The 15008-nt window shown below is 65.3% G+C and carries 15 protein-coding genes; 5 read left to right on the top strand and 10 right to left on the bottom strand.

Features of this window, described 5'->3' with window-relative positions; all coding sequences use genetic code 11:
* Both NY08_RS15775 and fabG read left to right on the top strand, forming a co-directional pair.
* Positions 1–738 carry a lysophospholipid acyltransferase family protein gene (locus NY08_RS15775; protein WP_032396726.1) on the top strand — a complete coding sequence of 246 codons (738 nt, stop codon included), beginning with the start codon at positions 1–3 and terminating at the stop codon, positions 736–738.
* Between the two features lie 67 nt (positions 739–805).
* Complete coding sequence (fabG, locus tag NY08_RS15770; RefSeq protein WP_045197391.1) at positions 806–1564, top strand: 3-oxoacyl-ACP reductase FabG; 759 nt, start codon at positions 806–808, stop codon at positions 1562–1564.
* A 77-nt stretch (positions 1565–1641) separates the two neighbouring features.
* On the opposite strand, the gene NY08_RS15765 is transcribed toward fabG, so the two are convergent.
* The 5 genes from NY08_RS15765 to NY08_RS15745 form a co-directional block, all read right to left on the bottom strand.
* A complete protein-coding gene (locus NY08_RS15765; RefSeq protein ID WP_032397268.1) occupies positions 1642–2535 on the bottom strand; it encodes a glucose 1-dehydrogenase in 894 nt (297 codons plus the stop codon).
* Positions 2536–2672: 137 nt separating this feature from the next.
* Complete coding sequence (locus tag NY08_RS15760; protein ID WP_045197389.1) at positions 2673–3467, bottom strand: SDR family NAD(P)-dependent oxidoreductase; 795 nt, start codon at positions 3465–3467, stop codon at positions 2673–2675.
* Between the two features lie 115 nt (positions 3468–3582).
* Positions 3583–4431 (bottom strand): 3-hydroxybutyryl-CoA dehydrogenase, encoded by an 849-nt coding sequence (locus NY08_RS15755; RefSeq protein ID WP_327205219.1) that lies wholly within the window; start codon positions 4429–4431, stop codon positions 3583–3585.
* A 5-nt stretch (positions 4432–4436) separates the two neighbouring features.
* Positions 4437–5594: an acyl-CoA dehydrogenase gene (locus NY08_RS15750; protein WP_032396722.1), complete on the bottom strand. Its 1158-nt coding sequence runs from the start codon at positions 5592–5594 to the stop codon at positions 4437–4439.
* Between the two features lie 148 nt (positions 5595–5742).
* Positions 5743–6390: a TetR family transcriptional regulator gene (locus NY08_RS15745; protein ID WP_032396721.1), complete on the bottom strand. Its 648-nt coding sequence runs from the start codon at positions 6388–6390 to the stop codon at positions 5743–5745.
* Between the two features lie 116 nt (positions 6391–6506).
* Here NY08_RS15745 and NY08_RS15740 point away from each other — a divergent pair, with 116 nt between their 5' ends.
* The 3 genes from NY08_RS15740 (at position 6507) to NY08_RS15730 (ending at position 10108) form a co-directional block, all read left to right on the top strand.
* Complete coding sequence (locus NY08_RS15740; protein ID WP_032397267.1) at positions 6507–6851, top strand: ArsR/SmtB family transcription factor; 345 nt, start codon at positions 6507–6509, stop codon at positions 6849–6851.
* A 108-nt stretch (positions 6852–6959) separates the two neighbouring features.
* Positions 6960–8657 carry a SulP family inorganic anion transporter gene (locus tag NY08_RS15735; RefSeq protein ID WP_045197384.1) on the top strand — a complete coding sequence of 566 codons (1698 nt, stop codon included), beginning with the start codon at positions 6960–6962 and terminating at the stop codon, positions 8655–8657.
* 38 nt (positions 8658–8695) lie between these two features.
* The gene (locus NY08_RS15730) at positions 8696–10108 is read left to right on the top strand and encodes a xylulokinase (RefSeq protein ID WP_045197382.1); all 1413 of its coding nucleotides are present in this window, start codon (positions 8696–8698) and stop codon (positions 10106–10108) included.
* Positions 10109–10149: 41 nt separating this feature from the next.
* On the opposite strand, the gene NY08_RS15725 is transcribed toward NY08_RS15730, so the two are convergent.
* The 5 genes from NY08_RS15725 to NY08_RS15705 are packed head-to-tail and all read right to left on the bottom strand — an operon-like array spanning position 10150 to position 15000.
* The gene (locus NY08_RS15725) at positions 10150–11223 is read right to left on the bottom strand and encodes an SDR family oxidoreductase (RefSeq protein ID WP_045197380.1); all 1074 of its coding nucleotides are present in this window, start codon (positions 11221–11223) and stop codon (positions 10150–10152) included.
* 49 nt (positions 11224–11272) lie between these two features.
* Positions 11273–12010, bottom strand: coding sequence for a sulfite exporter TauE/SafE family protein (locus NY08_RS15720; protein WP_082073835.1), 738 nt, complete (start codon positions 12008–12010; stop codon positions 11273–11275).
* Positions 12010–13005 carry an ABC transporter ATP-binding protein gene (locus tag NY08_RS15715; RefSeq protein ID WP_045197378.1) on the bottom strand — a complete coding sequence of 332 codons (996 nt, stop codon included), beginning with the start codon at positions 13003–13005 and terminating at the stop codon, positions 12010–12012. The genes NY08_RS15720 and NY08_RS15715 overlap by 1 nt, the downstream gene beginning before the upstream one ends.
* Positions 12998–14017, bottom strand: a complete 1020-nt coding sequence (locus NY08_RS15710; RefSeq protein ID WP_045197376.1) for an ABC transporter ATP-binding protein — start codon at positions 14015–14017, stop codon at positions 12998–13000. The genes NY08_RS15715 and NY08_RS15710 overlap by 8 nt, the downstream gene beginning before the upstream one ends.
* Positions 14014–15000, bottom strand: coding sequence for an ABC transporter permease (locus tag NY08_RS15705; protein ID WP_032396715.1), 987 nt, complete (start codon positions 14998–15000; stop codon positions 14014–14016). The genes NY08_RS15710 and NY08_RS15705 overlap by 4 nt, the downstream gene beginning before the upstream one ends.
* Positions 15001–15008 lie beyond the last annotated feature (8 nt).

The following is a 15008-nucleotide window of genomic DNA, read 5'->3' as shown; positions in this document are numbered from 1 at the left end:
ATGGATCGGCCTGCGGTAATTCTCGAAAACGATGTGACCGTGTACGACTTCTACCTGCGTCACCAGCAGAATCGTCAGGTCGCGAGGTTGGCCTATGCCACCCTTGCCCGACGCTTCCGCCCGCGGGTGTCGTATCCCGACGGTGCCCGTGAGGAGCTGCGTCGTCTCGTCTACGACAACACGCGTCTGCTCATCGCGGTCAATCATCTGACCGAGAACGATCCGTACACGCTCGCAGCGGCGGCATGGTCGTCGCCGCTGCGTCCGGTCATCGGCCGCACTCGGGTACTGGCCAAGGACGAGCTGTTCCAGGAACCCAAGCAGCGCAAGCGAATCGACATGATGGGTGGAATCCCTGTCTTCCGCGGCAAGAATCACGGAATGCGCGCGGTCAGCGCTGCGGGCAGCCGCATGATGGATGTCAGCGCCGAGCGCATGAAGCGGGGCGACGACCTCGCAGTGTTCCCCGAGGGGACCTGCAACCTCGAGGATCCGACGACGGTGCAGCACGTCGGCAGCGGTATCGGACACATCGCGATGCGGGCGCGCAAGCTCGGAGTCGAGCCGGTGCTGATCTGCATCGGTCTGAGCTACGGCCCCGGTGCGCCGAGAGTGAAGCGGGCGAGCGTCTACATCGATTCACCTATCACCGAACTGCCCGAGAAGCCGATCGACATCACGCGGGTGGTGGCGCAAGGAATGCAGAAGGCGCTCGACGGTGCGGTGGCTGCGTACTGACTGCGCCGGCGGGGTTGGTAGAAACAGATGACAGGTAATTCGATTCGGCGTTCGTCAGGAGATATTCGTGAGTGATCAGATCAAGACGGCCGTAGTCACCGGTAGTGCGCGTGGAATCGGCGCTGCGGTGGCGAAGCGGCTGGCCAAGGATGGTTTCGGAGTCGCCGTGGTGGACCTCGACGAGGCCGCGTGCAGCGACACCGTCGGCGCGATCCAGGCTGCCGGTGGGCAGGCAGTGGCCATCGGTGCGAACGTCGCCGACGAAGAATCGGTCCAGACTGCGGTCGATCGCATCGCGAGCGAGTTCGGTGCGCCGACCGTACTGATCAACAACGCAGGCATCACCCGCGACAACCTGCTGTTCAAGATGACGGTGCAGGACTGGGATTCCGTTCTCGGCGTACACCTGCGTGGATCGTTCCTGATGACCCGCGCGGTCCAGAAGCACATGATCGACGCCAAATGGGGTCGCATCGTCAACCTGTCGAGCACGTCCGCCCTCGGCAACCGCGGCCAGGCCAATTACTCCGCCGCCAAGGCCGGAATGCAGGGCTTCACCAAGACCCTCGCCATCGAACTCGGCAAGTTCGGTGTCACCGCCAACGCCATCGCCCCCGGGTTCATCGAGACGGAGATGACGGCGGCCACCGCAGAACGTGTCGGCATGCCTTTCGAGGACTTCAAAGCTGCTGCGGCGTCACAGATTCCGGTCAATCGCGTCGGTCACCCCGACGACATCGCGCATCTGGCATCGTTCTTCGTCAGCGAGGGCGCCGGCTTCATCTCGGGTCAGGTCGTCTACGCCGCCGGTGGGCCGAAGGACTGACCTCTCCAGATGCGTGAATGGACCATTCACGAGCCCAGACGGGTGTGAATGGTCCATTCACGCAGAACGGATGTCGACTACGGCGTCGGCATGCCACCGTTGACGTTCAATGTCTCGCCGGAGACGTAGCCCGATTCGGCCGAAGACAGGTAGACGTAGGCACCGGCGATCTCGGCGGGCTGCCCGGCGCGTCCCAGCGGTGTTTCCTTGCCGAAGTCCGGCAGTGCCGAGGTCGGCTGCCCGCCGGCGGCCTGCAGCGGTGTCCAGAACGGTCCCGGCGCAACGACATTGACGCGAATTCCCTTGGGTGCCAACTGCTGCGCGAGCGCCTTGCTGATGGTGTTGATGGCCATCTTCGTGGTCGCGTAATCCACCAGACCGGGTGAGGGTGTGTACGCCTGGATCGAACTGGTGTTGACGATGGTGGACCCAGCGGGCATATGGGGCACCGCTTCCTGGATGATCCAGAACAGTGCGTAGACGTTGGTTTTGAACGTCTGGTCGAATTGCTCGGACGTCAGGTCGGCCAGGTCTTCGACGAACTGCTGCTTACCGGCCACGTTGATCAGCAGGTCGAGGCCACCGAGCTCGTCGACGGTGGTGCGCACGATTCCGCGCGCGGCCTGTTCGTCGGTGATATCTGCCGGTGCCAGGACCGCGGTTCGGCCGGCGTCGCGGATCGACTGCGCAACTTCCTGCGCGTCCTTTTCCTCCGACGGCAGGTAGTTGAGCACCACGTCGGCACCCTCGCGTGCGACGGCAATCGCTGCTGCACGTCCGATTCCGGAATCGGCACCGGTGATCAGGGCCTTGCGGCCGGTCAGTCGGCCGGATCCACGGTACGTCTGCTCACCGTGGTCGGCGAGGGGCCGAAGATCTGCCGCGAGACCGGGCGGATCCTGGTGCTGTTCGGGGAAGCCGTCCTGACTGTATTGCGTGACGGGGTTGGTGAAGGTGTACTGATCGCTCACTGGGGAATCGTCCTTCGAGTGCAACGTACTGCGTGAGGAACCTCTGCTCGATTCCGTGTGATCGACGCATGCCCCGATGCGGTCGGCCACAAACTGTGACCGACCGGACAGGGTTCGGAGGGGGAGCGTGTCCGGTCTCAGGGCAGGATCGAGTCGACGTAGCCGCCGTCGACGCGCAGTGCGCCACCTGTGGTTGCGGAAGCCTGTTCCGAGCTCAGATACACGATCATGTTGCCGATTTCCTTCGGCTCGATCAGGCGTCCGATGAGCGATTGGGGCCGGTGTTCCTTCATGAATTGCGCCTGTGCCTCGTCCCAGGGCAGTTCGTCACCGACGAGTTCGCCGACGAACTTCTCGACACCCTCGGTGTGGGTGGGTCCGACGATGACGGAATTGACCGTAACGCCGGTTCCTGCAGCAGCTTTCGCGAATCCACGGGTCACCGCGAGCAGGGCGGTCTTGGTCATTCCGTAATGGATCATCTCCTCGGGAATGACGACCGCGGAATCGCTGCAGATGTTCTGAATTCGGCCCCAGCCTGCCTCGGTCATTGCAGGCAGATACGTGCGGATGAGTCGAATGGCCGAGAGCACATTGACCTCGAAATAACGTCGCCATTCGTCGTCGTCGATGTCGAGGGCGGGTTTGGCTCCGAAGATGCCGAGGTTGTTCACCAGAATGTCGACAACGGGGACCTTCTCGACCAGCGTCTCCACCCCGTCGGCCGTCGCCAGATCGGCAGGCACGACGATCACCCGCGCACCGGGCACGTCCTTCAGCAACTGTTCCTCGGCCGAATCGAGCGCCGACGCGCTGCGGCCGTTGAGGACGACGCGTGCACCCGCGCGGGCCAATTCGGTGGCAATGGCCAGACCGATGCCTTGGCTGGAGCCGGAGATCAATGCGGTCCGGCCGTCGAGATCGATGTTCATGAAGCCTCCCAGTGTCGTGGAACGACTCCAGTGTGCGCCTTTCGGAAGACGTGAATGGTCCATTCACCGGCCCTGATGGGGGTGAATGGACCATTCACGCAGACGCGGGGGCCTACTACGAATACGTGTAGAAACCCTTACCGGTTTTGCGGCCCAGCATTCCGGCGTCCACCATGCGCTGCAGCAGCGGCGGCGGGGCGTAGTGCGGCTCGCGGAATTCCGCGTAGAGCGACTCGGCGACCGCGAGGGTGACGTCGAGGCCGACGGTGTCCGTCAGGCGCAACGGGCCCATGGGGTGTGCACAACCGTTGACCATGCCCTCGTCGATGTCCTCGGCACTGGCGAAGCCGGACTCGAGCATGCGGATGGCCGAGACCATGTACGGGATGAGCAACGCGTTGACGATGAATCCGGCGCGATCGCCTGCGCGAATCGTCTTCTTGCCCAGCGTGTTGCCGGCGTAATCCGTCACCGCGGACACTGTCTCTTCGCTGGTGAGCAGGCTGACGACGATCTCGACCAACGGCAGTACCGGCACCGGGTTGAAGAAGTGCACTCCGACGACCTTGTCGGGACGCTTGGTCGCGTTGGCCATCTTGATGACCGGGATCGACGAGGTGTTGGTCGCCAGGATTCCCTCGGGCTTGACGATGGAATCGAGCTTGCCGAACAGATCGAGCTTGAGCGATTCGATCTCCGGTGCCGCCTCCACCACGAGGTCGCGGTCGGCGAAGTCGTTCATGTCGAGTGTCAACGTGATTGCGGCCCGGGCCTTCTCGGCTGCGTCGGCGTCGATGCGACCGGATTTGACGGCGCGGGCGAAGGACTTGTCGAGACGGGCTTCGGCGGCGTCGGCCGTCGCCTGGCTCGTCTCCAGGATCAGTACCGAACTGCCGGAGCGAGCGCACATCTCGGCGATGCCGGCTCCCATGGTGCCGCCACCGATGACGCCTACCAGGTCGATGTCGCTCATTTGAGCAGCGCCCGCGACATGACGACACGCTGAATCTGGTTGGTGCCCTCGTAGATCTGGGTGATCTTGGCGTCGCGCATCATGCGCTCGACCGGGAAGTCGGTGGTGTAACCGGCTCCGCCGAAGAGCTGCACGGCGTCGGTGGTGACCTCCATGGCCACGTCCGAGGCGAAGCACTTCGCTGCCGCGGAGATGAACCCGAGGTTCTTCTCGCCGCGCTCGGCGCGGGCTGCGGAGCTGTAGACCATCAGTCGAGCCGCTTCGACCTTCATCGCCATGTCGGCGAGCATGAACTGCACTGCTTGGAAGCTCGAGATCGAGGTACCGAACTGCTTGCGGTCCTTGGTGTATGCGATGGCTGCGTCGAGGGCGCCCTGTGCCAGGCCGACGGCCTGCGCGCCGATGGTGGGGCGAGTGTGGTCGAGCGTTTCCAGCGCGGTCTTGAAGCCGGTACCTGGCTCGCCGATGATGCGATCGCCGGGAATCTTGCAGTTCTCGAAGTACAGCTCGGCGGTGGGTGAGCCCTTGATGCCGAGCTTCTTCTCCTTGGGTCCGACGACGAATCCTTCGTCGTCCTTGTGCACGATGAACGACGAGATGCCGTTGGCACCCTTGTCGGGATCGGTCACGGCCATCACGGTGTACCACTCGGACTTGCCGCCGTTGGTGATCCAACACTTGGAGCCGTTGAGGATCCAGTCGTCACCGTCGGCCTTGGCGCGGGTGCGCATGCTGGCCGCGTCGGATCCCGCTTCGCGCTCGGACAGGGCGTACGACGCCATCGCGCCGCCGGCCAGGGACGGCAGAACCTGCTTCTTGAGTTCCTCGGAGCCCTTGAGGATCAGCCCCATCGTGCCGAGCTTGTTGACCGCGGGGATCAGTGAGGACGAGCCGCAGACGCGGGCGACCTCTTCGATGACGATGCAGGCGGCGACGGAATCGGCACCCTGGCCGTCGTATTCCTCGGGAACGTGGATGGCGTTGAAGCCCGAGGCGTTCAGCGCTTTGAGTGCTTCCTCGGGGAAGCGGGAGTCCTCGTCGACCTCTTTGGCGTACGGAGCGATCTCCTTCTCCGAGAGGGCCCGAATGGCCGCGCGCAGTTCGTCGTGCTCTTCGGGCGATTGATACAGATCGAAGTCGGGATTTCCGGCCATGTCGGCCACGCTCCTCGGTGTGTCGGGGGTAGCACTGCCCGGAGGGGGCACTCAGTGCCAAGGGTTACCCCAGTGTACGACCGAATGCGGACCTGATCAAGGCCGGGTCTTCGACATCCGGCACTCAGTGCCATTCGGTCCGGATCGATCAGGCGCTTGTGTGATCGGCCAACGCGTCGACGACTTTCGTGACGGACGTGCCTCGGGGGAATGACGCGACGACGATCTCACCGGAGAACTGCGCGCGTACCTGCGCGAGTGCCGAACGCAGATCCTCGACCGACGTCGGCAGGCCGTCGCGAATCATCCGACGAAGGATGTAGTTGTGCGTTGCGGTCACCGTGGCCGAGAACTGCAGGATTTCCAGGTGCGGGTGATCGGGCAGAACGCGCTGCAGATATTCGACGAAGAGTCTGTCGTAGCGAAACACGGTGACGATTTCTCGGTCACGCAGGGCGGGGATCTTGTGGACCACCTGGTAACGCAGGCGCGACATGTCCCGCCACTCGGAAAACCGCTCGTACACCAACTGCGCGGCATCGCACACGGCCCGCCACGGATCGCCCTCGTTCGATTCGAGAAACGCACCGGCCTGCTCCAGTAGAATTTCGTGATCGGCGAAGACGACGTCTTCCTTGGCGCGGAACTGGCGAAAGAATGTCCGACGCGAGATTCCGGCGGCACCGGCTATGTCGTCCACCGTCGTCGACTCGTAGCCCTTGACGGAGAACAGGTCGAGGGCCGCGGTGGCCACGGTGAGCCTGAAGTCGGTGGATTCTTCGGGTTCTCCGCTCATGGGAGAGAAGGTAGCCGAGTTTCGGGACGAGCAGGGAGGACGTTCTCTTCCGTGCGTTGGTTGCTAGTGTTCGCAAGTAGCCTGCTGCGCGGCGGCGGGTGCCACGGGAGGACTTCATGGCCACGGAATCGAGCCGGCCGCTGTACAGAATGAAAGCCGACTTCTTCAAGACATTGGCGCATCCTGCGCGCATTCGGGTACTGGAGTTGCTGAGCGAGCGCGAGCATGCCGTCTCCGAGCTGCTTCCGGAAATCGGCATCGAGCCGGCCAATCTGTCTCAGCAGTTGTCCATCCTGCGGCGCGCCGGTCTCATCGAAGGCACTCGGGAAGGCCTGTCGGTGTCCTACACGCTGACGTCGCCCAAGGTGGCCGACCTGTTGCTCGTTGCGCGGGAGATACTCACGGGAGTGGTGGCCAACCAGGCCGAGTTGCTGGAGGGCGAGTCCGGGGCGCGCACCTGACTCGACGGTCTCGGATGGTCTGGCTCACGTTGCTGTTCACCTGATTCATTACTTGCTAAACTTAGCAATCAACTGGACCAGGATCGATGAGTTCTCAGAGAGCGTCACATGTCCGAACCGACGAAATCCGACCGTAAGACCGACGCCTCCAGGGCTCTGACGGCCCTCTTGCCCAGATGGAGCGAGTGGAAACCCGCCTTCCGCGCGCCCGGTGCGGATCTGCTGGCGGGTCTGATCGTGGCCCTGGTCGCGCTGCCTTTGGCGCTCGGCTTCGGCGTCAGTACCGGGCTGGGGGCCGCGGCCGGCCTGACCACGGCGATCATCGCGGGAGTCGTCGCCGCGGTGTTCGGCGGATCCCGGTTCCAGGTGTCCGGACCGACCGGTGCCATGACGGTGGTGCTCGTCCCGATCGTCGCCGAGTACGGTCCGACCGGCGTACTCGCCGTCGGGCTGATGGCCGGGGTCATCCTGCTCGTGCTCGCCGCGGCCGGCGTCGGTCGAGCCGTCCGGTACATGCCGGCACCCGTCATCGAAGGGTTCACCGCAGGCATCGCCGTCGTCATTGCGCTGCAACAGGTTCCGTCGGCCCTCGGTATCACCGACGCCGAGGGTGAGAAGGTGTGGCAATCCGCGTTCGACGCGGCGCGCTCGTTCGTCTCGCACGCGAGCGTCCTGACACCCGCCGTGGCCGTCACCGTCGCGATCGTCATGCTCGTCGGAGGCCGACTGGCTCCGAAGATCCCGTTCTCTCTGGTCGCGGTCGCCGGAGCAACGGTCGTCACCCGATTGTTCGACCTCGACATCGCCCGCATCGGCACCATCCCGTCGTCGCTTTCCGCTCCGAACCTGAGCTTCTTCCACCTCGGTGACGTGACGGCGTTGTTGGCTCCGGCGCTGGCCGTCGCAGCGCTGGCGGCCCTGGAATCGCTGCTGTCCGCGACCGCGGCGGACTCGATGGGCGTCGGTGCCCGGCACAACCCGGACCGTGAACTGTTCGGGCAAGGCCTGGCGAACATCGCCGCGCCGTTGTTCGGCGGGATCCCGGCCACCGGTGCCATCGCCCGCACCGCCGTCAACGTCCGATCCGGAGCGCGCACCAGGCTCGCCGCGCTCACTCACGCCGTGATTCTCGCCGCGATCATGTACTCCGCCGCGGGATTGGTGGCCGACATTCCACTCGCGGCTCTGGCCGGGGTGCTCCTGGCGACGACGGTACGCATGGTCGAAACTGCCTCCATCCGAGCAATTTCCCGCGCCGGTCGTGGGGACACCGTGGTGATGGCGTCGACTTTTCTCGTCACGGTCGTCTTCGACCTGGTGACGGCCGTGGCGGTCGGCGTCGGGTTCGCTGCGGTGCTCGCACTGCGCGCGGTCGCGCGATCGGCCACGGTCGAGCAGGTGCCTCTGGATGCACTCGACGCGGTCTCGGAGGAAGAAGGCAATCTGCTTCGCGAACACATCGTCGCCTATCGGATCGACGGCGCGTTGTTCTTCGGAGCCGCGCACAGCTTTCTGCTCGAGCTCGCCGACGTGTCGGACGTGAAAGTGGTGATCCTGCGCATGTCACGAGTGACCACGATCGATGCCACAGGAGCCATCGTGCTCAAGGACACGATCACCGAACTCGAACACCGCCACATCACCGTCCTGATCTCCGCGGCCAAACCCGAACACCTGCGACCGCTGACTGCGCTGGGTGTGTTCACCACCAAGGACGACGAGGCGCGCCGTGTTTTCGAGACCACCCCGCAGGCCATCGCCTATGCACGCACCGTCGTGACCGAGGCAGCCGAACACCGCGGGTAGGGTCCAAGTCACACTTGCGTAGGAAAGGACCGCTCATCGTGGCTCTCGTTGCAGGAATCGACTCCTCCACCCAATCGTGCAAAGTATTCGTTCGTGATGCCGAATCGGGAGAGTTGGTGCGCCAGGGGCGAGCCTCCCATCCCGACGGCACCGAGATCGACCCGCAGCGCTGGAAGGATGCGCTCGACGAGGCAGTGGCGGCAGCAGGCGGACTCGACGATGTGGACGCAGTATCGGTCGGTGCGCAGCAACACGGCATGGTGTGTCTCGACGAGACGGGAACTGTGGTCCGTAACGCTCTGCTGTGGAACGACACTCGGTCGGCGCAGGCCGCAACCGACTTGGTGTCGGAGTTGGGGAAGGAGACCGGCGTCGACGGCGGGCAGGCGTGGGCCGACGCCGTCGGAGTGGTTCCGTTGGCCTCGATCACCGTAGCCAAGCTGCGCTGGCTCGCCGATCACGAGCCGGAGAACGCCGATCGCACTGCGGCCGTGTGTCTTCCGCACGATTGGCTCAGCTGGGAGCTCGGCGGCGCATCGGGGCTCGATTCCCTGGCCACGGATCGGGGCGACGCCAGCGGCACCGGGTACTTCTCCGCCGCCTCGAACGAGTATCGAACCGATCTGTTGCAGTTGGGTTTTCGTGGCCGCAACCCGCAGCTTCCGCGGGTCGCGGCACCGAACGAGACCATCGGCCGACTCCGCAGCGGTGCACTGATCGGACCGGGTACCGGAGACAACGCCGCCGCGGCCCTCGCCCTCGATGCCCAGCCCGGTGACGTGGTGGTCTCGGTGGGCACTTCCGGTGTCGTATCGGCCGTGACATCGGTTGCGGCAGCCGATGGTTCGGGTCTGGTCGCCGGATTCGCCGACGCCACCGGCCGGCAGTTGCCGTTGGTATGCACCCTCAACGCTGCCCGGGTGCTCGATGCGACAGCGCGTCTACTGGGCGTCGACCACGACGAACTGTCTCGGTTGGCGCTGTCGACGACCAGCGATGCCCTGGTGTTGGTGCCGTACCTCGAGGGTGAGCGCACCCCCAACCGTCCCGATGCATCCGGCGCGATTCACGGCCTGCGACTGAACAATTCGACGCCCGGCCACCTGGCGCGCGCCGCAATCGAGGGACTGCTGTGCGGTTTGGCCGACGGTATCGACCACCTGCGTGCACAAGGTGTGGAGACGAAACGGGTGCTACTCATCGGCGGCGGCGCGAAGTCCGCCGCGTTGCGGGCATTGGCTCCGGCGATTCTCGGAGTTCCGGTGACCGTGCCCGAGCCGGGTGAATACGTCGCCGACGGTGCCGCGCGTCAGGCCGCGTGGACGTTGGCCGGCACCACTGAGCCGCCGACCTGGGCACAGGCACCGTCCCAGTCCTACGAGGCCGACCCGACCCCGGCGGTGCGGGAGCGCTACGCCGAGTATGCGGCGGAGCCGCAGTGGCGCGGTTGAATGCCGCAGAGAGCACTTAACCGCACCACTGCCGCAGGCATTCAGGGAATCAGGCGCGCATCCCGGTAACGCTGGATCACCGAGGCGATGGCATCCGGGGTGGATCGGAAGCCCAGGAACCCTGCCTTCTTGGACTTGTTCATGTCGGTCAGGCATTCCATGTCGCGGCCGAGGTCACCGTCGGTGTGCCACCACGACGCCAGCCGGGTGACGTCGCTTTCGGCCAGATCGTGCTTGTCGGCGATGCGCTTCCACGCGGCGGCCGCGTCGGACATGCGGGGTTCGAGGGGGCGCGGCTCGGTGTCGAAGCCCTCGGGCTCGACGCCGAAGTGCGCGGCGAACTGCGGCCACAGCCAGCGCCAGCGGAAGACGTCACCGTTGGCGATGTTGAACGCCTCGTTGTGTCCGTTGTCGTCGGTTGCGGCCCACACCATCTGCTCGGCGAGCAGGTCGGCATCGGTGAGGTCGGTGAGCCCGTTCCACTGTGTCTCGGAGCCGGGGAAGACGAACTTCTCGCCGAGTTCCTTGCAGATCGACGCGTACACGGACAGCGTGAGCATCATGTTCATCGCGTTGCCGACGGCGAAGCCGGAGATGGTGTGGGCGCGGTGCACACTCCAGCCGAATCCGAACTTCTCGGCACCGGCGAACAGTTCGTCCTCCTGCGCGTAGTAGAAGTTGGGGGTGTCGAGTCGATCCTCGGTCTCGTGGAACGGGGTCTCGGCCATCACGGACTCGCCGTAGGCGTCGAACGGTCCGAGGTAGTGCTTGAGTCCGGTCATCAACGCGACGTGCTTCACCGAGTCGAGGGGGCCGAGCACGTTCAGCACGTTGCGCAGAGTTGCCGAGTTGACCTCGATGTTCTCCTGCTCCGAGTCCTTCTTCATCCAGGCGGTGAAGAACACGACCTCGGGGCGGACGTCCTTCAGTGCTTCCTCGAGCGAGGCCGGGTCGAGCAGATCGGCCGCCACGGGGACGACGCCGTCGATGGGGACACTGCCGCTGCGGCTCAGTCCGTAGGTGGTCCAGCCTGCATCGAGTGCGGCGCGGCACAGGGCCTGCCCGGAAATACCGGTGGCACCGACGATCAGCGCGCGCGTGTTGTTCGTAGTCATTCGGACCGACTACCCAATGGAGCCGATGCGACACGTGACGCGTCGAGTCTCACAACAGGGTGAGAACTTGCTGGGCGACGAGCACGAGCGCGCCGACGGCGGAGACGGTGATCGCGATGATCCGCAGGCGTCGGCGATCGAGAACTCGATTGACCACCCGCGACAGCAGAAAGCCGAGAACAGTCGCCGGGGCCAGGAACACGAACAGCGTGGCGGTGTGGGTGTCCACTGCCCCGGCCACTGCCAGCACCGCCAGCGAGATGAGTGAGCCGACGAGGAAGAAGCAGCTCATGGTGCTGCGCAGCTCGGCCCCGGTGTTGCGTTGCCACACCAGCGCCATCGGCGGCCCGCCGATGGAGGTGGCCGTTCCCAGAATTCCCGACGCGGCCCCGGCCACCATCAGATTTCGTCTGTGCGGCAGGGGGACCCAGCCGAACGACGTCAGTGCGACACCGCCCAGCACCACCAGTGCCAGCAGAATCGCCAGTCCGCGTTCGGGCAGCAGGACGAGCAGCAATGCGCCCACCGCCGAACCGGGGAGGCGACCGGCGAGCGCCCACCCGGCACCCGAGAGGTCGAGGGCAGTGCGATCGCGAACCAGCACGAGCACACTGACGACGACGGCGAGCATGATCAGGGTTGCCGGGATGAGGCCGGGGTCGACGATCGCCACGATCGGCGCGGCGAGCATGCCCATGCCGAATCCGATCGACGCCTGCATCGCCGATGCGAAAAAGATGGCCAGGGCGACGACGACGAAGCCGGTGATGCTCAGGTGTGTCGACATCACGTCCCGGCAGCGACGAGGCCGAGATTGCCTGCTGCGAGCGGGTAATGGCATTCGGCGATGTGATCGGCCTCGTCGGCGTCGAGCGCCACCGGGGGTGCCTCACTGGCGCACAGCTCGGTCGCCTTCCAGCAGCGCGTGCGGAATCGGCATCCCGACGGCGGGTTCAGCGGCGACGGTACCTCGCCCTTCAGCAGGATCTTCGTCCCGCGCGTCGACGCGTCGAGTGTGGGTGCGGCCGACATCAATGCCGCTGTGTACGGGTGAGCCGGACGGTCGAACACTGCTTCGGTGGGCCCGGATTCGACGATGCGGCCGAGGTACATCACCGCGACGCGGTCGGCGACGTGTCGGACGACCGACAGGTCGTGCGAGATGAACACGTACGAGATGCCGAGTTGCTTCTGCAGGTCGTTGAGCAGGTTGAGCACCTGCGCCTGTACCGAGAGGTCGAGTGCGGAGACCGGCTCGTCGCAGATGATCACGTCGGGGTTCAGTGCCAGAGCGCGCGCGATGCCGAGGCGTTGTCGTTGACCGCCGGAGAATTCCTGCGGGAAGCGGTTCTCGTCGCTCGGCCGAAGACCCACCAGATGCAGCAGCTCACGTACGCGCGCGGAGCGGTCGCGTCGAGTCCTGTACAGGCTCTTGTGGGTTCGCCATGGCTCGCCGATGATGTCCCCGGCGGTCATTCGCGAGTTGAGCGAACCGTACGGGTCCTGGAAGACCATCTGTACCCGCCGACGCCACGCGAGCAGTTCCTTGCCGCGCAGCGCGAACGGATCCGTGCCGTCGAACGCGACGGTGCCCGAGTCGGGTCGTTCGAGCATCATGAGGGTGCGCGCGAGAGTGGACTTGCCGCAGCCGGATTCGCCGACGAGGCCGAGGGTTTCACCGCGTCGCAGGTCCAGGTCGATGGCGTCGAGGGCGCGGAGCTTGCCGCGGCCGACGTCGAAGGTCTTGTTCAGGCCGCGGACGGTCAACAGTTGCTCAGACATGGCTGGATACCTCGTTCGGGAAGTGGCATGCCGACATCCGGCCGCTGCCGACGGATTCGAGCGGGGGACGAGTACTGATGCAGATCTCGCGGGCCAACGGGCAGCGGGCCTGATAGACGCACCCGTCGGGAATGGAGTGCAGGTCCGGTGGGGTGCCGCCGATCGACTTCAGATCCTCACCGCGGACTGCCTGGACGGGTACCGAATCCAACAGGCCTTTGGTGTACGGGTGTCGCGGTGCGCCGAACACCTCGGACACCGGTCCGGTCTCGACGACGTTGCCCGCGTACATGATCGCGACTCGGTCGGCCTCCTCGGCCACCAGGGCGAGATCGTGGGTGATGAGTACGACGGCCATGTCGTGTTCGGTGCGTAGTTCCTTGAGCAGCGCCATGATCTGTGCCTGCACCGTCACGTCGAGGGCGGTGGTCGGTTCGTCGGCGAGCAGTACCGACGGACTCAGTGCGACGGCCATCGCGATCAGCAGGCGTTGACGCATGCCGCCGGAGAACTGGTGGGGATAGGAGTCGGCACGGGATTCGGGCTCGGGAATACCCACGCGGGCCATCAGCGCGATGGCCTCCGCTCGTGCCTGCTTGCCGGACATGCCGCGATGGATCCGAAACGGTTCGGCCAGTTGGGTTCCCACGGTGTAGACCGGATTGAGGGCGGTCAGTGCGTCCTGGAAGACGATGGCCAGTTCGGTGGCCGCGACCGTGCGTCGCACCTTGGTCTTGGCCGTCACCAGGTCGATCTCGCCCATCTCGACCGAACCGCCGGTGATGTCTGCGATCGGTTCGAGCAACCCGACGATGGCTTGTGCCGTCATGGACTTGCCGCAGCCGGATTCACCCAGCAGGGCCAGGGTTTCGCCGCGGCGGGCGGTGAAGGTGACGTCGTCCACGGCGCGGATGACGCCGGACGGGGTCCGCAGATCGACGGTCAGTCCACGCACGTCCAGGGCCACGCTGCCGGTATCGGCGCGTCGAGGTGCGGTTGCCGGTGCGCTCATGAGACGACCTTTCGTACGGGGAGCAGGCGAGATCGCTTGGAGCGGGGCACATTGAGTCGCCAGCGCTGCGCTGGATCGGTGGCGATGCGCGCCCAGGCGGCGAGCACGGTGGCCGAGACGGTGGTCAGCACGATGGCCAGACCGGGGAAGAACGAGAGCCACCACGCGGTCTGCAGGTAGGTGCGGCCCTGCGAGACCATCAGGCCCCACGAGACGTCCGGCGGCTGAATGCCGATGCCGAGGAAGCTCAGTGACGACTCGGCGAGAATGACGAAGCAGAAGTCCAGGGTCGCGACGGTGAGCAGGGTCGGTAGCAGGATGGGGGCCACGTGGCGTCTGATCACCGATCCGCTCTTCGCGCCGAATGTTCGTGCGGCATCGACGAACAACCGACTCTGCAGCTCGGCCGACTCCGCGCGGGCGGTGCGCAGGTAGATCGGGATGCGGGTGACCGTCAGGACCAGAACGATGTTGGCGGCGCTGGGGGAGAACACGTAGAGCACGACGACCGCCATCAGCAGGGACGGGAAGCTCAGGATCACGTCGGCAACGCGCATCGCCGCGGTCTCGCGCCAGCCTCGATGGAAGCCGGCCCACATACCGATGAACGAGCCGATGATCGCCGAGAGGATGACGGCCGGAACGGCAACCGAGAGTGTGGTTCTACTGGCCACGATCAACCGGGCGAGCATGCTGCGGCCCAGTGGATCGGTGCCGAGGATGTTCATCCACCCGGTGTCGAGGGTGAACGGTGGCAGGTTGGAGCGGTCGAGGTCCTGATCGGTCGCCGAGTCGCCGACCAGCATCGGGCCGAAGACCGCGGTGAGGAAGACCAGCACCAGGATCGCGGCGGCGACGGTGGCGACCCTGTCGCGTAGCAGCAGCTTCCACAGCGGGGCCGACGCCTTGCGGGCTTCCACCGGACTCTGGGGTGGAACATCCTCGGGCTCGGACGTTTTCGGTGCTTCGAAGTCGAGTGACATCAGTTTCT

Origin of the sequence: Rhodococcus sp. B7740, assembly GCF_000954115.1 — a bacterium.
GTDB lineage: Bacteria > Actinomycetota > Actinomycetes > Mycobacteriales > Mycobacteriaceae > Rhodococcoides.
The sequence above is the reverse complement of the archived record's forward strand: the minus strand, read 5'-3'. Positions and strand labels throughout refer to the sequence as shown.